Source organism: Aeromonas sp. 600948 (genome assembly GCF_049174875.1).
Classification (GTDB): Bacteria; Pseudomonadota; Gammaproteobacteria; order Enterobacterales; family Aeromonadaceae; genus Aeromonas; species Aeromonas veronii_A.
Genome location: NZ_JAAKTY010000031.1, coordinates 1 through 21,125, shown reverse-complemented (window position 1 = coordinate 21,125; position 21,125 = coordinate 1). Strand labels below are relative to the sequence as shown.

The window sequence follows — 21,125 nt, the reverse complement described above, 5'->3', positions numbered from 1 at the left end:
CAAAGAGGCAACCATGTTCAAGGCTCTGTTACTGGAAAACCAAGACGGCAAAACTGTACCGACTCTGACCCGGCTGGCCGAGAGCCAGTTGCCGGAAGGTGAAGTGCGGGTGGCGGTCGCTTACAGCTCGATCAACTACAAGGATGGGCTGGCTATCACCGGCAAGGGCAAGATCGTGCGCCAGTGGCCGCTGGTGCCCGGTATCGACTTCGCCGGTACCGTGCTCGAATCTGCCGACAGCCGCTATCAGACCGGCGACAAGGTGGTGCTGACCGGTTGGGGCGTGGGTGAAGGCCACTGGGGCGGCATGGCCGAACAGGCGCGGGTCAAAGGGGACTGGCTGGTGCCGTTGCCCGCCGGGCTGGATGAACGGCAGGCCATGTGCATCGGTACCGCCGGTCTCACCGCCATGCTCTGCGTGCTGGCACTGGAAGAGGCGGGTATTACTCCCGCAAGTGGCGAGGTGCTGGTCACCGGTGCGGCAGGCGGTGTGGGCTCCACCTCGGTTGCCCTGCTGGCGGCCCTTGGCTATCAGGTGGCGGCGCTGACCGGTCGTCCCGAAGAGCAGGACGCCATGCTCACTGCGCTGGGTGCCAGCCGCATCGTGCCGCGCAGCGAGCTGCTGGTGCCTGCCAAACCGCTGGAGAAGCAGCTTTGGGCCGGTGCCATCGATACCGTCGGCAGTCAGGTGCTGGCCAAGCTGCTGGCCCAGATGAACTATGGCGGCGCCGTGGCGGCCTGTGGGTTGGCGGGCGGTTTCGATCTGCCGACCAGTGTGATGCCCTTTATCCTGCGTAATGTGCGGTTGCAGGGGGTCGATTCGGTGATGTGCCCGTTTGAACGTCGCCAACTGGCGTGGCAGCGACTGGCACGGGATCTGCCTGCCAGCTTCTTTGAACAGGCGGTCACCGAGATTGGGCTGGAGCAGGTAGTGGAGGCCGCCGAGGCCATCACGCAAGGCCAGATCGCCGGCCGCACCTTGGTCAAACTTTGAACTCCCTCTGACTGGCGAGCCCGACAATTCCGGATAAAATTGGAGTGCGGGTGAACTATCCAAGGAGAGTGAAGATGGGTGGACACAAGCCGGATTACGACTCCTCTGATGATGATTGGGAGCCGGATTCCTGGGAAGAAGAGCTGGATCAGTGGGAAGAAGAAGGCTGGCAGGACGATGATCCCTTCGATGACCCCTTCAACAACCCGTGATCCATAGCATTGAATGAACAGGCGGGCATTGTGCCCGCCTGATTTTTTTGGTGCGCTCACAGGGTGGATGCAAGTTGCTTGTGGTCATCCCCCGGCTGGTCAAGAATGAACAGCTCAAACGACACTCAAGGATGACTATGCGACTTTCCATCATATTGCTGGCGGCCCTGCTGGGGGGCTGTGTCTCCAACGATGACCCTTGCGAGAAGGTGTGGAGCGAAGTGGGGGAGGCTGACGGCAAGCTGGGCTTCACCACCGAACGGGTTGAGTTCCATCAGGGCCAGTGTGGCAAGAAGGTGGATACCGAGCTGTGGAAGCAGGGACATCAGAAGGGATTGGCATGGTATTGCCGCCCCGAGCATCTCTATCTGGCTGGCCGCTCAGGCGAGGAGTATCGCGGTGTCTGCCCGAACGATACCCAGGCGCGCAGATTGTTCGAGCAGGGACGACAGGGTTGGACCGATCAATAGTGCACTGACCGTGAGGGGTTACTCCTCTTTCAAGCGGAGTGGCTGGCAGAGGTAACCCTTGTCATTGGCGCTGCGGGCGCACTTGCCGCAGACGAATTTCGGCTTGCGAACAATTTTGCGCAACGCTTTGAGATCAGTGGGGATCTCGTGGCGACGCCACTCACACAGGGTCTTGCTGCCCATAACGACTACCTCTAAGACTCGACGGCCGTATTGTAATCGATTTTCATTTCGAGTGAATCGGTAAAGCTCGCTTATTGGCCGTTATGCCAATAAGCGATTGTTTCGGGAGGGATTACTGGTAAAGGAACTTGGTGAAGATGAGCTCGCGCACCGCTTTCTTGCCGGTCTCTTTCACCAGCAGTTCGTTGACCTTGGTTTCGCACTCCTTGCGCAACTCTTCACGGCTGACCAGGGATTTGATCTGCTCGGCGCTCTTGCTGCCCATCAAACGAATGATGGTATCTCGGATCAGCGGGTCATGCTGCTCCAGCAGCTTGAGGTCGGCTTCGTTTTCCGCCATTAGCTCCACCGTGACTCGGACATAACCGAGGGTTTTGCCGTTGCTCAGGTAGTTGGTGATGATGTCGGGGTCGAGCGCGTGGTAGGAAAAGCCCGGCTTGGCGGCTGCGGCTGCTTCTTCTCCCTCTGCGGGCGGCTCTTCTTCGGATGAGGCTTGTACATGCAGCGCACCACAGCTCAGTAACAACACCAGCAGAATTTTGAAGATCTTCATATAGATGGCTCATCAGCAAGAGATAACCCATTTTTGATGTTGCCATCGGGGCCGTCAAGCACGGATGTTCTTACATTTCGCTATTGATTTACGGATAATAAACCGGATTTTAACCTGAACACGGAAATCTCTGGATGGTGAAGCTGTGAAGTCCGAGTTGACTGTTCCCCTCACGCCGTTAAGCGGGTGGCTGGCCCCCGAATGTTGCGAATTGCCCGCCAGCCTGCGCCCTTGGCTGCTGGAGCCCGGCTCCATGACCCGGCGGCTGCGTCAGCACAATCGCCACTTTTCGGTGGAGTGGCTGGGCAATCACCCGGTCGCCCTTACTGCCGATGAGCAGTGGCTGGTGGATTCGGCCTCGCCGGCCGGTACCTGCCGCGAGGTGATCCTGCACGGGGATCGTGGGCCCGCCGTGCTGGGCTGGACCCTGTTTGCCGATGACGCATTGCAAGGGAGCGGCATTGCCGAGCTTGGCGAGCAGCCGCTGGGTGAGCGGGTATTTGGCCATGAGCCTGCCCGCCGTGATCACCTGCAGCTGGCCCGTTTCGATATTGCCGCCAATCCTCGTTGCCCGGCCGCCACTGTCTGGGGGCGTCGTTCCCGTCTGTTTCTGGGGCAGTGGCCACTGCTGGTGCACGAGCTGTTTCTGCCCTCTCTCGTCTGTGACAAGGAGCTGGAGTGAACCTGTTAACCAAGGAGCGGGGACTTGCCTACATGCAGTTGGCCCGCGTCGACAAACCCATAGGTACTCTGCTGCTGCTGTGGCCAACCCTGTGGGCGCTCTGGCTGGCCGCTGGTGGCCTGCCCAATCTCTGGGTGCTGACCGTGTTTGTGGTCGGGGTCTTTCTGATGCGCTCGGCAGGGTGCGTCATCAACGACTATGCGGATCGCAACTTCGATGGCCACGTCAAACGCACCGCTGGTCGCCCCTTGCCTACGGGTAGAGTCAAGCCGTGGGAGGTGCTGGCGCTCTTCTTCGTGCTGGCGCTTATCTCCTTTGGTCTGGTGCTGACCATGAATCCGCTCACCATCGGTCTGTCGTTTGTCGCCCTGCTGCTGGCGGTGAGCTACCCCTTTATGAAGCGCTTTATCTCGAACCCTCAGCTGGTGCTCGGGATGGCCTTCTCCTGGTCGATCCCGATGGCCTATGCGGCGCAGGCGGATGCTCTGCCGCTGGTGGCCTGGCTGCTCTTTTTCGCCAACCTGCTCTGGACGGTGGCTTACGACACCCAGTACGCCATGGTGGATCGGGATGACGACCTCAAGATCGGCCTCAAATCCAGCGCCATCCTGTTTGGTCGTTACGACAAGCGGATCATCGGCGCACTGCAACTCTCGACGCTGCTGCTGTTGCTGGCGGTCGGGCAGCTGATGACGCTGGGGGGCTGGTATTACTGGGGATTGCTGGGGGCGGCGGTGCTGTTTGTCTATCAGCAGCGGCTCATTCGCGAGCGGCAGCGGGAAGCCTGCTTCCAGGCGTTTCTCAACAACAACTATGTGGGGGCGCTGGTGTTTGCCGGTCTGGTGCTCGATTACCTGCTGGCGTGACATGTTCCCGCGCAGACTCCGATAAAAAAGAAGGCCGCATGATGCGGCCTTCTTTGTTTGCGTTGCAGATCAGAGCTGATTGCCTGCCTGAATGGTGCGGCGGATCTTGTTGCTCAGCAGCGGCACTATATTGTCGGCCAGCGCCTGGAAGCGGCCGAGATCCGGCTTGCACTCTGGGGAGAGGTAACCCTCTTTGCGCAAGGTGTGGATCAGGGTGCTGAACAGCTTCTGGTCGAAGAACTCGGGGGCGTTGATGCCGTGCAGGGTGCCGAGGCGCTCTGCCATCATCAGGCCGTCCGCCTCCAGCTGCTCCGCTTCGATATGAGGCTGGGCCAGTACCCGGGTCAGCACGATGGCGTAGCGTTGCAGGGTCTCCTGAATACTCTCCGCCAGCAGCAGCAGGCGCATCTGGTTGGCCGGATTGACCCAGTAGCCGTCATCGCGGGTCTCGATCAGTTGCTGGGTTTGCAGCGCGTCGAGCAGGCTGTCGACCAGCGCTGGTAACTCCTCCTCTTCATAACGCAGGAACAGCTCGGTCTTGAGCAGCGGATAGATGTCGATGCAGCGGGCCATGATCTCGCTGCGGGAGATCCCCTCGCACCGTTCGATCAATGCCGCCACCAGAGAGGGCATGGCGAACAGGTGGAGAATGTTGTTGCGGTAGTAGGTCAGCAGGATCGCCTGATAGCGGTCGAGACTGATGATCTGCCCCAGCTTGTCCTCGCTCACTTCGAACTTGTTGAGCTCCATCGCCTGATCCAGCAGGGTCTTGGCATCCTCATCCGGAATGGTGCTCTGCGGGCTGTAGGGCACCGCTTTGAGCAGATCCAGATAGGTGTTGAGCTGGGCCTGCAACTCGTCGCGGGTCAGGGCGTGGCGCTCGGCGGCCAGCAGCGCCAGCGCGCTCAGGGTCAGGCCGTTGACCGCGGCAGCGCCGTTGATGCGGGTCATCAGCAGTTCGGCCAGATTGTTGACGGTGCCCGCCATCCACTCCGGACGCTCCTCTTCCCCGATGTGCTTTTTCCAGTCGGGGATGTGTTCGCTCAGGTAGCTGTTGAGAGTCAGCGGCTCGCCGAAGTTGACGAAGCCACGGCCGTAGTTGCGCAGCTTGCGCAGGATGCCGAGCACCTGCAGGAAGCTCTCTTTCTCCTTGCGACTCCCCTTGAGCTCGTTGTGGTAGGTGTTCACCTCCATCACGTGCTCGTAACCCAGATAGACCGGCACCAGAGTGACCGGCCTGTCCAGCCCGCGCATCATCGCCTGCAGGGTCATCGCCAGCATGCCGGTCTTGGGCGGCAGCAGACGGCCGGTACGGGAGCGACCGCCTTCGGTGAAGAACTCTACCGAGTAACCCTTGGCAAACAGCAGGTTGAGGTATTCCCGGAATACCGTGCTGTAGAGCGGGTTGCCCTTGAAGGTGCGGCGAATGAAGAAGGCGCCGCCGTGGCGGAAGATGGGGCCCGCCGGCCAGAAGTTGAGGTTGATGCCTGCCGCGATATGGGGCGGCACCATCCCCTGGTGGTAGATGACGTAGGAGAGCAGCAGGTAGTCCATGTGGCTGCGGTGGCAGGGGACGTAGACGATCTCGTGCCCTTCCTGCGCCAGCTGGCGTACCTTCTCGGCGCCATTGACCGACAAGCCGCGGTAGAGCTTGTTCCACAGCCAGCCAAGGAAGCTCTCGCCCAGGCGGATCAGCCGGTAAGAGAAGTTGGAGGCGATCTCGTCCATGTAGCCATGGGCGCGCTTTTGCGCCTTCTCGAGGCTGATCCCCTCGCGCTGGGCCTCCTCTTCAATCGCCTGCTGGATCACCGCGGAGTCGAGCAACTGCTTGAACAGCAGGTTGCGGTTCGGCAGTTTCGGGCCGGTAGCGGCCAGCTGCTGGCGGCTGAAGTGGGTACGGGCCACTCGTGCCAGCTTGTGGGCGATCGCCTCGTCGGTGCCGTGTTTGTCCGCCATGTAGCGCAGGGAGAGCGGCGGCGAGAAGCGCACCAGATTCTCGCGACCCTTGAGGATCACGATGAGCGCCTTCTTCAGCCGGTTCGGCGCCAGGCTGCTGATGATGTTGAGGCCGGAGGCCTCCTCGCCTTCCCGACCCGGAGCTCGGCCCCAGAACAGGGTGACGGGCACCACCTGGATATCCAGCTCGGGATCCTGCTTGTGCAGATCCAGCAGCTGGTGGAACTCCTGCAGGAAGGGGAGCGGTTTGCTGCGTTTGCCAAACAGGGGAGGCGGACGATCCAGACAGACATAGCGCGGCAGCAGCTGGCCGTTGAGCTCCAGCGGCGTGAAGGGACCGGGCAGACCGAGATCCTCGCAGCACTGCTGCAGGGTCATCAGGTCGGTGATCGAACTGGTTTTCAGGGCATAGACGATGGGTCTGGCCGGATCCAGATTGAGTTCTGTGATGGGATTTTCCGGCAGGCTCTTGTGATTGACCAAGCCGCTGACCGGCCATTGCAAGATGGCTCTGGAAATCTTCTGTCCTAGGGACATGTGCGTCTGCTCTCCAAAAAAATGCGGCGTGAGCATAGCAAATCGACAGCCCCTTGTCGCCGAGAGGTACGATGAGTCGGCTGCGCAGGATCAAAACAGTAGTAAATGAGGGGTTGGTCGCGACAAATGTCAGCTGCGCCTTGCCTTGGCCACTGCACTGTATATACTGCCAGTGTGCTGTATAAAAAGACAGGTGCCAATTCTATGAAACCCCTTACCCCCCGCCAGGCCGAAGTGCTGGAGCTGATCAAGGTGAATATGAGCGAAACCGGTATGCCGCCGACTCGTGCCGAGATTGCCCAGAAGCTTGGTTTCAAGTCGGCCAATGCGGCCGAAGAACATCTGAAGGCCCTGGCCAAAAAAGGGGTCATCGAGATCATGCCGGGCACGTCCCGCGGCATTCGCCTGTTGCTCGAAGAGGAAGAGGTGCTGGAGGAGAGCGGCCTGCCGCTTATCGGCAAGGTCGCTGCCGGTGAACCCATCCTGGCTCAGGAGCATATCGAGAGCCACTATCAGGTTGATCCTACCCTGTTCCACCCGCGCGCAGATTTTCTGCTGCGGGTGCAGGGGATGAGCATGAAGAACATCGGTATTCTGGATGGCGATCTGCTGGCGGTGCACAAGACCCAGGAGGTGCGCAACGGTCAGGTGGTAGTGGCCCGTCTCGATGAGGATGTCACCGTCAAGCGCTTCCAGCGCAAGGGCAGTCAGGTATGGCTGCTACCGGAAAATGAAGAGCTCTCCCCCATCGAGGTGGACCTCTCCTGCCAGCAGCTCACCATCGAAGGGCTGGCGGTCGGGGTGATCCGCAACGCCGACTGGATGTAATCCTCCCCGCCAACTGCGTTTGCCACACGGCCTCCTTCGGGAGGCCGTGCTGTTTCTGGCGCACTTTCCCTGTCATATCAAACAGATCATCGGCGGCGGCATTTTTGTCCTGCGCGACCGGCTACCAATCATCCATTTCAGATATATGCTCAGATCAGTGCCCTGTCGCCGAGACAGGGCTTGGCACCTCCCTCTGACCATCACAATGCATCGGTACGGAAGGGCCGGTAACAACGAGAATAGGGCAGTACACCTTCACGGGATATGAAGGGGGAGTGGGGAGATCCCGAGCCTTGTCGGGCAAAGGGAACCACTCGTAATGGTTGCAGATAGTCGTGACGGGCCTGTTCCCAGTTCAGGCCGACGAAGCAACATGACCTGTCGGTCAAGGAGGACTGGTATGGCATCAAGATCGCCATGGGATTCAGAGGCTGGGGCTGCGCCAGCGGAATCGTCAATCACCCGTTTCGTCAAAGGTAGCCGGATGACCTGGTTTTACGGTCTCTGGCTGCACCATCGTGGTTCGCACTGGACGCTCTGGCTGGGATGTCCGAAAGAGAAGGTGGTACGTCTGGTGTTGCTGTTCAAGCGTGGTCACGGTGATCGCCAGGGGGAAGAGGGCTGGCTGGCCCCCGTGATTCCCATCGGCGTGCGGGCCATCGGCAAGATGTTGCAGCAGGGGCGTAACGCTCGCCCCTGAGCAGAAGAGACAAACAAATCCATCCATAACCGGCACCCGAGGGGGCCGGTTTTTTTATGGCCGCAACTGGCGATTAATTATGCCAAATGGTCGACTCCTGACAGGGCATTGCACAAGGTTGAACCACCTTGGCGGCTCGCTGGGGTACAATGCCCCTCTCTTGTCCGGTCACTGCTGGCCATCTGCCTCGAACTGAAAGGGTCTCTTGTTATGATGAAGCTCCGCTATCCCCTGCTCTTTCTGCTGCTGACAGCCTGCCTGATCCTGGTGTTCTACGCCACGCAGCCAGAGCAGCCGGAACAGGCCGACTACTATCCGGCGGGGCGGGACATCAACGATTTTGTCTTTACCGATGCGGACAACCAGCCGTTCACCCCTGCCAACTTGAAGGGGCACTGGACTTTCCTGTTCGTCGGCTACACCTTCTGCCCCGATATCTGCCCCACCACCCTGGCAGATATGCGCTCCGTCTATGACCAGCTGAAGAAGATGGCGCCCGACAGTCAGGTGGTGTTTATCTCGGCGGATCCCCAGCGTGACGACATTCCCCGTCTCAAGACCTATACCGCCTTCTTTAATCCCGAATTCAAGGCGGCCACTGCCCCCCACGACAAGCTGTTCCCGTTCGTGCGCAATCTGGGGCTGATCTACTCCATCGCCAATCAGGGGGAGAAGGATTACCTGATCGATCACTCCGCCTCCATCGTGCTCATCAATCCCAAGGGCAAGCTGCAGGCGGTATTCCGCCCGCAGGTGGCGCCGGGTCAGGTGCCCCGGGTGCAGATGGCCACCATGCTCTCTGACTTCGCCCGCATTCTGAAGCTGGCAGGCCACTGAGCGTGACCCCAGCTGTTGCCCCCTGGTGGCGAGATCCCTCTCGCCACCGCGCCGTCTTTGCGCTCGCACTGCCCATGGTTTTCTCCAATATCACCACCCCCTTGCTGGGGCTGGTGGACACCTGGGTGATCGGTCATCTCGGTCAGGCCTGGTTTCTGGGGGGCGTTTCGGTCGGTGCAACCCTGATCAACCTCATTTTCTGGCTGCTCGGCTTTTTGCGGATGTCGACCACCGGCCTGACGGCGCAGGCGCACGGCGCCGCCGATGGTCGTGCCCAGCTCGATACCCTGCTGCGGGCGCTGGGGCTGGCCATTGCTCTCGGTCTGGCGCTGCTGTTGTTGCTCTTCCCCCTGTTGCCACGACTGATCGCCCTGAGTGGCGGCTCGCCCGAGGTGCAGCTTTATGCGGGCCAATATGTGGCGGTGCGGATCTGGAGCGCCCCGGCGGCGCTCTGCAATCTGGTGGTCATGGGCTGGCTGTTGGGGATGCAGGATGCCCGCAGCCCCATGGTAATGTTGATCCTCACCAATCTGGTCAATATGGCGCTCGATGCTCTGTTTGTGCTGGGGCTCGGCTGGCAGGTGCGGGGTGTGGCGGCGGCCTCGGTCATGGCGGACTACTGCGCGCTGGCGGTCGGGATCTGGCTGGTACGCCGTCAGCTGCGGCAACTGGCGCCGACGGTGTGGCAGGATGGCTGGCAGCGCTGGCGGCAGCTTGCGCCCATGGTGCGGTTGCTCGGCCTCAACCGCGATATCTTTCTGCGCTCCCTCTGTTTGCAGCTCTGTTTCGCCTTCATGACTCTGCAAGGGGCACGACTGGGGGATGTGGCGGTGGCCGCCAATGCGGTGCTGCTCAACTTCCTGATGCTTATCTCCTACGGACTCGATGGTTTTGCCTATGCGGTGGAGGCCATGGTAGGACGAGCCATCGGTCAGCGGGATCGGCAGAAACTGCGGGAGGCCATCGTGCTCAATCTGGGCTGGGCCGCCCTCATTGCCAGTGGTTTTACCCTGGTGTTTGCCCTCTTTGGTAGCCACCTTATCGGCTATATCACCGACATTCCGGCCGTGGTGGCGGAGGCAAATCGTCAGCTTCCCTGGCTGATCGCCATGCCCTTGCTGGCGGTCTGGTGCTTCCTGCTGGATGGCGTATTTATCGGGGCGACCCGGGCGCGGGAGATGCGCAACAGCATGTTGCTGGCCGCGTTTGGCGGCTTCTTCCCGATCTGGTGGCTCTGTCAGTCGTGGGGCGTGGCCGCGTTATGGGCGGCGATGGCGGCGCTGATGGTGGGGCGCGGTCTGTCGCTGGGGGTCACTTGCTGGCGGCTGGAGCGCAGCGGGCATCTGCTCGACGCCCGCCACTGATCATCGGTGGCGCTTACATGGCACCGTCGTAGCCGAGCTGGCGCCAGCTCTCGTAGACAAAGACAGACACCGCGTTGGAGAGGTTCATGCTGCGGCTCTGGGGCACCATAGGGATGCGCAGCCGCTGCTCGAATGGCAGACTCTCGATGATCTCGATGGGCAGGCCGCGACTCTCCGGGCCAAACAGCAGGGCGTCGCCAAGGGCATATTGTGCTGCCGAGTGCGCGGTGCGCCCCTTGGTGGTGCAGGCAAATACCCGCTTGGGCGCCACGGCGGCCAGAAAGGCCTCATAGCTCGGCCAGCGCTTCACCTCGGCAAACTCGTGATAGTCGAGTCCCGCCCGCTTTACCCGCTTGTCATCCCACTCAAATCCCAGCGGCTCGATCAGATGGAGCCGGTAACCGGTATTGGCGCAGAGCCGGATGATATTGCCGGTGTTGGGCGGAATTTCCGGCTGGTAGAGGACGATATCGAGCATGACGAGCTCCTGCAAAGAGATGTAAAGCCAAGAAGGGGCGCCAGCATACCCAGCGCCCGTCCGGATGAAAAGGATCAGGCGATGGGCAAGCGGATGGTGATGGTTAGCCCAGTCGGGTGATTGTTGCTGGCCGCAATGGTGCCGCCGTGGCGCTGGATCGCCTCCGAGGCGATGGCCAGCCCCAGCCCGGTGCCGCCAGTCTTGGCGTTGCGGGCGTCATCGACCCGGAAGAAGGGCTGGAACAGCAGCGCCTGCTGCTCGTCTGGCACCCCTGGGCCGTCATCCCGAATGGTCATCACCCACTCCAGTCCCTCCCGATACCAGTCCACCTTGATGAACTCGCGGGCATATTTGAGGGCGTTGCGCAGGGGGTTCTCCACGGCCCGGGCCAGCAGCTCTGGCCACATCTGGATCGACTCTGCGGGCAGCGGCGGCAGTCTGAGCTGTTTGCCACTCTGATTCGCTTCGAACATGGCATCTTCGAGGATGGGTTCCAGCAGGTCGGCCAGCGGATGTACCACCGGCGCCTCCACATGCTGCTGCACTCGCGACAGATCCAGCAGATCGCCGATCAGCTTGTCCAGCCGTCCGATCTCCGATTCGATCCGCGCCAGCTCGGCGCTGTCACCCTGCTTGCGGCGGATCAGCGCCTGCGCCAGTTGCATCCGGGTGAGGGGGCTGCGCAGCTCGTGGGAGATATCGGAAAGCAGCTGTTTCTGCTTCTGGATCATGCTCTTGAGTGTCTCCACCATGCGGCTGACGTTATCCGCCAGCTGACCGATCTCGTCGCCCCGTCCCAGGTTGGGGATCTGTACCTCCAGATTGCCAGCCGCCAGTTGGGAGACCGACTTCTGCAACTGCAGGATGGGGCGGGTCAGCCGCCAGGCGAGCAGCAGGCAGAGCGGGGTGCTGACCAGCATTGATATGCCCAGAATGCGGATCGGGTGATCCAGCACCTGTATGAACAGGAACAGGTAGGGGTTCTCGGCATTGAGGCCGAAATAGACGTGATAGCGATGGCCGCGGTGCTCCATCAGGAAGGGACCAGCGATCGCCTTGCGATCCTCGTTGCCCAGCATGGGGTTGGCCGGGTCATCGGCGTCCACCATAAAGCGCACCACAAACTTGCGCGGATGGGTGGTGGACTGGATCTGCCCCCTCTCGTCGCGCAGGTAGACATTGTCCACCGGGAGCATGGCGATCTTGTCCATCGTTTTGGCCAGATCGAAATCCTGATTCGGATCGGCAGCGTTGAGCAGGGCCTGCACATTTTTCTGCATTCGCACCGCCTCATGGGTCGGCAGCGGGATCTGGTTGCGAGGATCCAGAGTGGGCAGGCTGATCACGGCGGCCAGCATCACCAGCAGCATGAACCAGAACCAGAGGAAGATGTGGGTCGATATGCCGTTGAGGGAGCTGGTACTCTTTATTCTTGCTCTAGCCACAGGTAACCGCGCCCCCGTACGGTTTTGAAGCGGGGCTGGCCATCACTGCGGTCCGGCAGCTTCTTGCGCAGGTTGCTCAGGTGCATGTCGATGGCCCGATCGAAGGGCTCCAGCTTCTTGCCAAGCACCTGTTCGGAGAGGTGGCTCTTGCTGACAATCTGGCCGGGATTGCGCAGCAGGCACTCCAGCAGCCCGAATTCGGTGGCGGTCAGCTCCAGCAGTTGTACGCCGCAGCGGGCCTGCTGCAGGCCGGGTTGCAGCACGATATCCATGAAGTGCACTTCGTCGGAGGAGCTGCCACGCTGGGGCGGGGCACTCTGGGTACGACGCAGGATGGCGCGAACCCGGGCCAGCAGCTCCCGATCGTCGAACGGCTTGGCCAGATAGTCGTCGGCACCCGCTTCCAGACCGTTAACCCGATCCTGGCTGTCGCCACGAGCGGTCAACATCAGCACCGGGGTTTCATGGGTCTTGCGCAGCTTGGTCAGCATGGCAAAGCCGTTGAGCTTGGGCATCATCACATCCAGCAACACCAGATCGAAGCTCTGCTCCGCCAGCCGTTGCAGCCCCTCTTCACCATCCTCGGCGACCGTGACCTGAAATCCCTCCAGGGTCAGAATTTCGGTGAGCAGCTGGGTCAATTCAAGATCGTCGTCGACCAGGAGTATTCTGTTCATCGGGTGTTATTCCGCAGATTTTCGCGCCAAACTGACGCCGGGGTCAGGGTATAATAAGTTTTTCATCGCCAGAGGAAAGCCGGTTTTGAGCCATCAACAATATTCCCGTTGGGTTACCTTTGCCAGCATGGCGGCGGTTACCACTGCAACCTTGCTGATCACCGGCAAGCTGATCGCCTGGCTGATGACAGACTCGTCGACCCTGCTGGCGTCGCTCACCGACTCCTTCATGGATGTGAGTGCCTCCATCATCAACCTGCTGGCCATTCGCTATGCGCTGGCCCCCGCCGATGATGAACACCGCTTCGGTCACGGCAAGGCGGAGTCTCTGGCGGGGCTGATCCAGTCGGCCTTTATCTCCGGTTCCGCATTGCTGCTGGTGATGCACGGCATCTCCTCCCTGCTCAAACAGGCACCTATTGAACGGTTAGAGGCGGGTCTCTGGGTTAGTGGCGGTTCCATTGTGCTGACCCTGCTGCTGGTCAGTTTCCAGAGTTTCGTTATTCGCAAGACCAACAGCGTGGCCATCAAGGCGGACATGTTGCACTACCGCTCCGATCTGCTGCTCAACGCCGGTGTCTTGCTGGCGCTGGTGCTGGCGGGGCAGGGGTGGTACTGGGCTGACGGCCTGTTTGCCATCCTGATCGGGTTGTTCCTGTTGTGGGGGGCGGGACATATCGGCTACGAGTCGGTGCAGGCCCTGCTCGATCGTCAGTTGCCAGCGGAAGAACAAGCGAGAATAATGGCCCTCTGCTGCGCCGTCGAAGGGGTACACGGCGTACATGACCTGCGCACCCGTCAATCCGGGCCGACCCGATTCGTACAGTTGCATCTGGAACTGGATGATCAGATCCCCCTGGTCAAGGCCCATCAGATCGCCGATGAAGCCGAGCTGGCGGTTCGCCAGGCATTCGAGCGGATGGATGTCATCATCCACATGGACCCCATCTCGGTGCTGACAAAAGAACAACAGAGCCCTCACCCAGAACAACAGTAGGCTGCAACATGGATGAACTGGTTGCCAAAACTTGGCACAAAATTCAGCAAGAAGCGGAGTGCATGGCGGCCCAGGAGCCGATGCTGGCCAGCTTCTTCCACTCCACCATTCTCAATCACAAGAATCTGCGTTCGGCGCTGAGCTTCCAGCTGGCCAACAAACTCGACAGCGCCACCATGCCCGCCATCGCCCTGCGCGAGGTGATCGAGCTGGCCCTGCGCAGCGAGCCCGAGCTGCTGACGGTAGTGGCGGCCGACATCTGCGCCGTGCAGGAGCGCGATCCTGCGGTCGACCTCTTCTCCACCCCGCTGCTCTACCTCAAGGGGTTCCATGCCCTGCAGGGGTATCGGGTCGCCAACTGGCTGTGGCGTCAGGGGCGCCGCTCGCTGGCTCTTTATCTGCAGAACCAGATCTCGGTGGTGTTCGGGGTGGATGTGCACCCGGCCGCCCGCATCGGCAAGGGCATCATGTTTGACCATGCCACCGGCATAGTGGTCGGCGAGACGGCGGTGATTGAAGATGATGTCTCCATCCTGCAGAGCGTTACCCTCGGTGGTACCGGCAAGGAGAGCGGCGATCGCCACCCCAAGATCCGCGAAGGGGTGATGATAGGGGCGGGCGCCAAGGTGCTCGGCAATATCGAAGTGGGCGTGGGTGCCAAAATCGGCGCCGGCAGCGTGGTGATCAACCCGGTGCCACCTCATACCACGGTTGCTGGCGTACCCGCCAAGATCGTCGGCCGTCCGGAGTGCGACAAGCCTTCACTGGATATGGATCAGTGTCTCTGATCTCCTGACCGGAGGCGTCGATGGCCAAACGCTGGTCGGGTTATCTGATTTTGGGGATGTGGCTGCTCAACCTGCTTCATCTCTATCTGGGTCTCTCCCCCTGGCCCGCGGCCATTGCAGCCTGGGGGGCGTCACTGCTCACCTGGCCCTGGCTGGTAGGGGCCGCCAGGCGGCAGGCGCTGGCCCTGTATAGTGCCGCCCTGCTGCTGTTGATCTTCTCCTGGTGGCAGGGCGCGACCCTCATTGCCGGTGACTGGCTGCTGCCCAATATCAATATGCTCACCATGTTTGCCGCGGTGAGCACCCTCAACCTTGCCACTTCCGGCTTGCTGACCGGCACCACCTCCTGGACCGGGCGCAAGGGGCTGTGGAGCACCATGGCCAGCCTCAATCTGCTGGGGGCGGTCATCAATCTCTCGGTGCTCTTTATCATCGGCGATCGGCTGGAGCGTAATGGCACCCTGGAGCGGCGTCAGGTGATGGTGCTGAGCCGGATCTTCTGTGCCGCCGCCTTCTGGTCACCCTTCTTTGTCGCCATGGCGGTGGCGCTCACCTATGCGCCGGGCTTGCAGCTCTCCCATATTCTGCCGTTCGGGATCCTCGCCGCCTTGCTGGCGATGGGGCTGACTGCCTGGCAGGTGGAGAGGATCGGAGTGGCCGACTTTGCCGGTTATCCGCTGCGGTTGCAGACACTGGGGTTGCCAGTCACGCTGGCGTTGCTGGTACTGCTCATCAAGCAGATCTGGCCCCAGCTCGGCATTCTGGCGGTGATCGCACTGGTGGCCCCGCTGCTGGCGCTGCTCTTTATGCCGAGGACAGGGCGCAAGGCGGCCCTCAAGCGGCAGGTGGTGGAGCGTTTCCCCGCCATCGGCGGTCAGCTGGTGCTGTTTCTGGGGGCCGGTTTGTTGGCGGCAGGCATCAACAGTGCGCTGTCGGTCATCGATTTCGGTGCCGGTCACGGCCTGCCGCTGTTCAATCACTTTGGCTGGCTGGAGGCATCCCTCACTCTGCTGCTGATCCTGCTGGTGGCCATCGTCGGGGTGCATCCGCTCATCAGTATCTCCGGGCTGGCGCCACTGCTCTGGCCGCTGGCGCCGGATCCCAGCCTGCTCGGTATGTGTTTCCTGCTGGGATGGGGGCTTGCCACCGGCACCAGTCCGCTCTCCGGATCCAATCTGGCGCTGGCCTCCCGTTACAACCTCAGTGCCGGGCTGATCCTGCGCTGGAACCTGCTTTACGGCCTGCTGATGTATGTGGTCGCCTGTCTGTTGCTGGGGGCTTATATCGCCTTGCATGGATAGCGACCGTGCCATCAGGATGGCATCAATGATGCGTTGGTAGCGGCGCTTTTTAGGTACGGTTTAGAGTGTTGTCGCGGCTCTGGCGCAGGATGCGAGAAAAATAGACGCATATTTAGACAATACATCTATGGAAGGCGCATTTTACAGCGCTCTGGCTTGTTTGTGCCGATAGGCTCGGGGTATGCTGGCTCCACGCGCTTGAATCGCCCTCTGTGGGGCATCGCAATTGAACAAACAGGTATGCATATGTCACTAGAAGTCCTTGAGCAACTCGAATCCAAAGTACAATCCGCTGTCGACAACATCTCCCTGCTGAAGATGGAGCTGGACGAGCTGAAAGAACAGAACAGCAAGCTGCAAGACGAGAACCATCAGCTGCGTAACGAGCACGCTGCATGGCAGGAGCGTCTGCGTGCCCTGCTGGGTAAAATGGATCAGATGGGCGAAACCATCTAATTCATCGCCTTCAGGCAGAATTGAAAACGGGCCGCTCTATGAGCGGCCCGTCTATTTTTGTTTTGGCGGGATGGGAATTACAGCGCCAGCAGTTGTTTGACTGTCTTCTCGATGCCGTCCGCGGCTTCGACTATGTTGTTGGCCAGCATGTAGGCGGGGGTGGAGATCACCTTGCGCTCCTGATCCACCACAAACTCGTTGACCGGGCAGTTGAGATGGCTGCCACCCATCTCCTCGATGGCGTTGGCGGTACCCTCGTCATGGCCGATGGTCGCCAGCGTTCCAGCACCATATATCAGCGGGATCATGGCGGGCGCGATGCAGATATAGGCGGCCGGTTTATTGGCTTTGGCAAAGCTCTGGCACGCTTTCAGCACATCGGGCTGGATCTGGCATTCGGCGCCCCTGATTGCGAAGTCGCACAGGTTTTTGGCAGCGCCAAAGCCACCGGGCACCAGCAGGGCGTCATAATCTACCGCATCCAGCTCGGCCACATCCTTGATCTGGCCACGGCAGATGCGGGCCGCTTCGACCAACACGTTGCGGCTCTCTCCCTTGCTCACTTCACCGGTCAGGTGGTTGATGACATGGAGCTGCGCCACGTTCGGAGCGAAGCACTGGACGGCGGCTCCCTGACGGGCCAGCGCCAGCAGGCTGATGACGGCCTCATGGATTTCGGCTCCGTCAAAGACACCGCAGCCACTCAAAATCACGGCCACTTTTTTCATGGCAAACTCCTCGTTGTTGAAAATGTGAGCCAAGATGGATTGTTGTACTTTTGTATGGTTATCGCTCGCCATCTGCTGGTCAAGTCATCTTGCTGTGCTAGGATTGTTTCGTTTTGGATCCTGCCGTACCTACTCCCTTAAATCTTTTTCCACATTGATCGAGATCATTCTAACTGTCTTGCGATCGGTTTTTGCGATCTCAATATATTGTTTTTAATGGTTTTTTATATTCTTATGCACAGCTTTGTCACTGTGCACTCTGATGCACTCCATTTTTGAACACAGAGTTATCCACAGGCTGAGTCCATTTATCAGGCGTTGTGTACTGTTGCTACGCCCCTTGGTGTGAGGGGGGGCCTGTGGCATCCTAGCGGCTGTTTATCTCTGGCAGGACGATTTCATGGCCCCTAGCAACCCCCTTATTCTGGTCGACGGCTCCTCTTATCTTTACCGCGCCTTCTTCGCCTCCCAGCAGGCCGATCTGCGCACATCGACCGGTTTGCCAAGCGGCGCCGTCCGTGTCATGGCCAACATGATGCGCAGCCTGCGCAAGCAATATCCTGACTGTCATGTGGCCGTGGTGTTTGATGCCAAGGGCAAGACCTTCCGCGATGACATCTATCCCGAGTACAAGGCGACCCGTGCCAGCATGCCGGACGATCTGCGCAGCCAGGTCGCGCCTATCCACCAGATGATCAAGGCGATGGGCTTCCCCTTCCTGATGGTGGAGGGGGTGGAGGCTGACGACGTGATCGGCACCCTGGCCCGCCAGGCGACCGAGAAGCAGCTGCCGGTACTGATCAGCACAGGTGACAAGGATATGGCACAGCTGGTCTCCGACCATGTCACCCTGATCGACACCATGAAAGATGTGAAGACCGATAGGGAAGGGGTGATCGAGAAGTTTGGCGTACCGCCCGAGCTCATCATCGACTATCTGGCTCTGATGGGGGACAAGGTCGACAACATTCCCGGCATGACCGGCGTCGGTGAAAAGACTGCACTGGCCCTGTTGCAGGGGATTGGCAGCATCGACGAGATTGCCGCCAACCTCGACAAGGTAGCTGCGCTCGGCTTCCGTGGCTCCAAGGCGTTCGCCGACAAGTTTCGCGAGCAGGAGGAGCAGGTTCGCCTCTCCTATCGACTGGCGACCATCAAGACCGATGTCGAGCTGGAACAGAGTCTGGAAGAGCTGTTGCTCAAGCCGGTCGACAAGGAGTCCCTGCTGGCGGTCTATCGCGAATACGAGCTGCGCAACCTGATCAAGGAGCTGGAATCCGGTGGTGAAGAGGGCAGCGAGAGCGCCGGACAAGACGAGGCTGGCGATGAGAGCGCCGCTCCGGTTGCCGCCATCGAAACCGACTACCGCTGCATTCTGGACGAAGCCGAGTTTGACGGCTGGCTGGAACAGCTGAAAGCGGCACCGTTGTTTGCCTTTGATACCGAAACCACCAGTCTCGACTATATGGAGGCGCGGATCGTCGGCGTCTCCTTCGCGGTTGAGCCGGGCAAGGCTGCTTATGTGCCGTTTGGCCATGACTATCTGGGGGCACCGTTACAGCTGAGCGAGGCTGTGGTGTTGGGCAAGCTCAAACCGCTGCTGGAAGATCCGACCCGTCTCAAGGTGGGGCAGAATCTCAAGTACGATCGCAACGTGCTGCTCAACCACGACATCGACCTGCAGGGCATTGCCTACGACACCATGCTCGAATCCTATGTGCTCAACTCCACCGCCAGTCGTCACGATATGGATTCGCTGGCCAAGCGTTACCTCGGGGTCGAGACCACCTCGTTTGAAGATATCGCCGGCAAGGGAGTGAAACAGCTCACCTTTAACCAGATCGAGCTGGAGCAGGCCGCTCCCTATGCGGCGGAAGATGCCGATATCACCCTGCGTCTACACCAGACCCTGTGGGGTCAGCTGGAGGCCGTGCCGGGTCTCGCCAAGGTATTCAGCGAGATCGAGCTGCCGCTGTTACCTGTACTGGCGCGGATGGAGTTGCTCGGTACCACCATCGATCCCAAGCTGCTGCACCAGCAGAGCCAGGAGATCGAAGTGCGTCTGGCGGAGCTGGAGAAGCAGGCCCACGAGCTGGCCGAACAGGAGTTCAACCTCTCCTCACCCAAGCAGCTTGGGGAGATCCTCTTCACCAAGCTGGGGCTGCCGATCATCAAAAAGACCCCCAAGGGGGCGCCATCCACTGCGGAAGAGGTGCTGGCCGAGCTGGCGGAGACCTATGAGCTGCCGCGCCTCCTGATGGAGCACCGTGGGTTGGCCAAACTGAAGTCCACCTACACCGACAAGCTGCCGCTGATGATCAAGCCGCAGACCGGACGGGTACACACCTCCTATCATCAGGCGGTGGCGGCGACCGGTCGGCTCTCCTCCACCGATCCCAACCTGCAGAACATCCCGGTACGCAACGAACAGGGACGCCGCATCCGGCAGGCCTTCATCCCATGCGCCGGTTATAAGCTGGTGGCGGCGGACTACTCCCAGATCGAGCTGCGTATCATGGCGCACCTCTCCGGTGACAAGGGGCTGCTGACCGCCTTTGCCGAGGGCAAGGATATCCACAAGGCGACTGCCGCCGAGGTGTTTGGTGTAGCGCTTGATGCGGTGACCAGTGACATGCGCCGCAGTGCCAAGGCGATCAACTTCGGTCTCATCTACGGCATGAGTGCCTTTGGTCTGGCCAAGCAGTTGGGTATCGGCCGTGCCGAGGCGCAGAAGTACATGGATCTCTACTTCGAGCGCTATCCGGGCGTACTGGAGTATATGGAGCGCACCCGTCAGCAGGCGGAGGCCCAGGGTTATGTCGAAACCCTGTTTGGCCGTCGTTTATATCTACCGGATATCAAGTCCCGCAACGCCGGTCTGCGCAAGGCTGCCGAACGGGCAGCCATCAACGCGCCCATGCAGGGTACGGCTGCCGATATCATCAAGCGCGCCATGATCAACGTGGACAGCTGGATCCGCGGGATAGAAGATGAGTCGATCCGCATGCTGATGCAGGTACACGATGAACTGGTGTTCGAGATCCGCGAAGAGAAGCTGGAGGAGTACATCGCCATCATCAAGGAGAAGATGTCAGCCGCAGCCGAACTGGATGTGCCGCTGGTGGTGGAAGCGGGCACCGGCGACAACTGGGATCAGGCCCACTGATTTCCAGCCAGCCTTTCTGAGCTGCTATATAGCTATATAAGAAGCGAAGCCCGGCATCATGCCGGGCTTCTTGTTTATGGTGGCGGGGTGTCAGGCTTCTTGCAGATACTCGTCCTTGAGCAGCACATAATTGTCGGCCGAGGTTTTGAGGAAGGCGATCTCGGCAGGTTTAAGTGGGCGAGCCTGTTTGACGGGATTACCTATATATAGAAAGCCTGACTCGAGTCGCTTGCCCGGCGGCACCAGACTGCCAGCTCCGATCATCACATCATCTTCAACCACGACGCCATCAAGCAGAATGGCTCCCATACCGACCAATACCCGGTTGCCGATGGTACAGCCGTGCAGCATCGCCTTATGGCCGACCGTGACATCTTCACCGATCAGCAGTGGATAGCCGGTCGGATTGCTGGCGCTCTTGCGGGTCAGGTGCAGCACAGTGCCGTCCTGAATGTTGCTGCGGGCACCGATACAGATATGATTCACATCCCCCCGTGCCGCCACCATGGGCCAGATACTGGTATCGTCACCCAGCTCGATATCGCCCACCAGGGTGGCGCAGGGGTCTACATATACCCGTTTGCCCAATTGCGGGCGTTGTCCTTTGTAGGGTCTCAGTCGCAAGTCCATCTTTGCCTCCTTGTTTTCGGCCATTCTAACAACCTGGAGACTGTTTCTGTGGATAAGTTTGTATAAAAGCTGTGGTTGGAGATGAATAACTAAAAAAGTGCCCTTTTTTGCAATTTTATTGCAGGAGAGGGGTTGCCAGAACGAATTCACTCCCTATAATGCGCCTCCATCGACAGGGCAAGCGGCAACGCAGAAAGCCAAGTCGATAACCTCGAAAAGCCTTTGAAAATAAGGCTTGACTCGAGAAGGCGGTTGAGTAGAATTCCACTCCCGCAGC

22 protein-coding genes are annotated in these 21,125 nt (G+C 60.1%); 14 read left to right on the top strand and 8 right to left on the bottom strand.

The genetic code is table 11. The features are described 5' to 3' along the window. Positions 1–13 precede the first annotated feature (13 nt). The 3 genes from G5182_RS19030 (at position 14) to G5182_RS19020 (ending at position 1,676) form a co-directional block, all read left to right on the top strand. Positions 14–994 (top strand): MDR family oxidoreductase, encoded by a 981-nt coding sequence (locus G5182_RS19030; protein ID WP_227341729.1) that lies wholly within the window; start codon positions 14–16, stop codon positions 992–994. A 74-nt stretch (positions 995–1,068) separates the two neighbouring features. Beyond that, entirely contained in the window at positions 1,069–1,206 is a 138-nt protein-coding gene (locus G5182_RS19025) for a hypothetical protein (RefSeq protein WP_216952376.1), read from the top strand. A gap of 137 nt (positions 1,207–1,343) precedes the next feature. Next, a complete protein-coding gene (locus tag G5182_RS19020) occupies positions 1,344–1,676 on the top strand; it encodes a DUF2799 domain-containing protein (protein ID WP_216952374.1) in 333 nt (110 codons plus the stop codon). Between the two features lie 18 nt (positions 1,677–1,694). On the opposite strand, the gene G5182_RS19015 is transcribed toward G5182_RS19020, so the two are convergent. Both G5182_RS19015 and G5182_RS19010 read right to left on the bottom strand, forming a co-directional pair. After that, positions 1,695–1,859: a hypothetical protein gene (locus tag G5182_RS19015; protein WP_098971330.1), complete on the bottom strand. Its 165-nt coding sequence runs from the start codon at positions 1,857–1,859 to the stop codon at positions 1,695–1,697. Between the two features lie 112 nt (positions 1,860–1,971). Beyond that, entirely contained in the window at positions 1,972–2,412 is a 441-nt protein-coding gene (locus G5182_RS19010) for a flagellar basal body-associated FliL family protein (protein ID WP_216952370.1), read from the bottom strand. Positions 2,413–2,557: 145 nt separating this feature from the next. Between G5182_RS19010 and G5182_RS19005 the strand changes: the two genes are divergently transcribed. After that, a complete protein-coding gene (locus tag G5182_RS19005) occupies positions 2,558–3,094 on the top strand; it encodes a chorismate--pyruvate lyase family protein (RefSeq protein ID WP_005339534.1) in 537 nt (178 codons plus the stop codon). Next, positions 3,091–3,960, top strand: coding sequence for a 4-hydroxybenzoate octaprenyltransferase (ubiA, locus tag G5182_RS19000; RefSeq protein ID WP_005339536.1), 870 nt, complete (start codon positions 3,091–3,093; stop codon positions 3,958–3,960). Before G5182_RS19005 ends, ubiA begins: the two co-directional genes overlap by 4 nt. Before the next feature lie 69 nt (positions 3,961–4,029). Here the strand turns inward: ubiA and plsB are convergent, their stop codons facing one another. Next, positions 4,030–6,453 (bottom strand): glycerol-3-phosphate 1-O-acyltransferase PlsB, encoded by a 2,424-nt coding sequence (gene plsB / locus G5182_RS18995; protein WP_019446525.1) that lies wholly within the window; start codon positions 6,451–6,453, stop codon positions 4,030–4,032. Between the two features lie 204 nt (positions 6,454–6,657). Between plsB and lexA the strand changes: the two genes are divergently transcribed. From lexA to dinF, 4 genes are all read left to right on the top strand, one after another. Beyond that, positions 6,658–7,281 carry a transcriptional repressor LexA gene (gene lexA, locus G5182_RS18990; RefSeq protein WP_139433841.1) on the top strand — a complete coding sequence of 208 codons (624 nt, stop codon included), beginning with the start codon at positions 6,658–6,660 and terminating at the stop codon, positions 7,279–7,281. A 484-nt stretch (positions 7,282–7,765) separates the two neighbouring features. Continuing rightward, positions 7,766–7,981: a hypothetical protein gene (locus tag G5182_RS18985; RefSeq protein WP_019446524.1), complete on the top strand. Its 216-nt coding sequence runs from the start codon at positions 7,766–7,768 to the stop codon at positions 7,979–7,981. Between the two features lie 210 nt (positions 7,982–8,191). Next, the gene (locus G5182_RS18980; RefSeq protein WP_158114375.1) at positions 8,192–8,818 is read left to right on the top strand and encodes an SCO family protein; all 627 of its coding nucleotides are present in this window, start codon (positions 8,192–8,194) and stop codon (positions 8,816–8,818) included. 2 nt (positions 8,819–8,820) lie between these two features. Next, positions 8,821–10,182 carry an MATE family efflux transporter DinF gene (gene dinF, locus G5182_RS18975; protein ID WP_227341730.1) on the top strand — a complete coding sequence of 454 codons (1,362 nt, stop codon included), beginning with the start codon at positions 8,821–8,823 and terminating at the stop codon, positions 10,180–10,182. A gap of 13 nt (positions 10,183–10,195) precedes the next feature. Here the strand turns inward: dinF and trmL are convergent, their stop codons facing one another. From trmL to G5182_RS18960, 3 genes are all read right to left on the bottom strand, one after another. Continuing rightward, positions 10,196–10,660 carry a tRNA (uridine(34)/cytosine(34)/5-carboxymethylaminomethyluridine(34)-2'-O)-methyltransferase TrmL gene (gene trmL, locus G5182_RS18970; RefSeq protein WP_005339545.1) on the bottom strand — a complete coding sequence of 155 codons (465 nt, stop codon included), beginning with the start codon at positions 10,658–10,660 and terminating at the stop codon, positions 10,196–10,198. A 74-nt stretch (positions 10,661–10,734) separates the two neighbouring features. Then, positions 10,735–12,105 carry an ATP-binding protein gene (locus tag G5182_RS18965; protein ID WP_408082979.1) on the bottom strand — a complete coding sequence of 457 codons (1,371 nt, stop codon included), beginning with the start codon at positions 12,103–12,105 and terminating at the stop codon, positions 10,735–10,737. Beyond that, positions 12,087–12,782 (bottom strand): response regulator, encoded by a 696-nt coding sequence (locus G5182_RS18960; protein ID WP_227341731.1) that lies wholly within the window; start codon positions 12,780–12,782, stop codon positions 12,087–12,089. The genes G5182_RS18965 and G5182_RS18960 overlap by 19 nt, the downstream gene beginning before the upstream one ends. A gap of 85 nt (positions 12,783–12,867) precedes the next feature. Here G5182_RS18960 and G5182_RS18955 point away from each other — a divergent pair, with 85 nt between their 5' ends. The 4 genes from G5182_RS18955 (at position 12,868) to G5182_RS18940 (ending at position 16,324) form a co-directional block, all read left to right on the top strand. Next, positions 12,868–13,779 (top strand): cation diffusion facilitator family transporter, encoded by a 912-nt coding sequence (locus G5182_RS18955; RefSeq protein WP_227341732.1) that lies wholly within the window; start codon positions 12,868–12,870, stop codon positions 13,777–13,779. 8 nt (positions 13,780–13,787) lie between these two features. Next, a complete protein-coding gene (gene cysE, locus G5182_RS18950) occupies positions 13,788–14,567 on the top strand; it encodes a serine O-acetyltransferase (protein ID WP_005339552.1) in 780 nt (259 codons plus the stop codon). Between the two features lie 20 nt (positions 14,568–14,587). After that, entirely contained in the window at positions 14,588–15,868 is a 1,281-nt protein-coding gene (locus G5182_RS18945) for a hypothetical protein (RefSeq protein ID WP_227341733.1), read from the top strand. Between the two features lie 246 nt (positions 15,869–16,114). After that, on the top strand, positions 16,115–16,324 hold the full coding sequence (locus G5182_RS18940; protein WP_005342050.1) for a cell division protein ZapB: 210 nt from the start codon (positions 16,115–16,117) through the stop codon (positions 16,322–16,324). Between the two features lie 77 nt (positions 16,325–16,401). On the opposite strand, the gene elbB is transcribed toward G5182_RS18940, so the two are convergent. After that, entirely contained in the window at positions 16,402–17,052 is a 651-nt protein-coding gene (gene elbB, locus G5182_RS18935) for an isoprenoid biosynthesis glyoxalase ElbB (RefSeq protein WP_227341734.1), read from the bottom strand. 400 nt (positions 17,053–17,452) lie between these two features. Here elbB and polA point away from each other — a divergent pair, with 400 nt between their 5' ends. Then, a complete protein-coding gene (polA, locus tag G5182_RS18930; RefSeq protein ID WP_421173177.1) occupies positions 17,453–20,218 on the top strand; it encodes a DNA polymerase I in 2,766 nt (921 codons plus the stop codon). 90 nt (positions 20,219–20,308) lie between these two features. Here the strand turns inward: polA and G5182_RS18925 are convergent, their stop codons facing one another. Further along, positions 20,309–20,848: a gamma carbonic anhydrase family protein gene (locus G5182_RS18925; protein WP_227341736.1), complete on the bottom strand. Its 540-nt coding sequence runs from the start codon at positions 20,846–20,848 to the stop codon at positions 20,309–20,311. Positions 20,849–21,125: the final 277 nt, after the last annotated feature.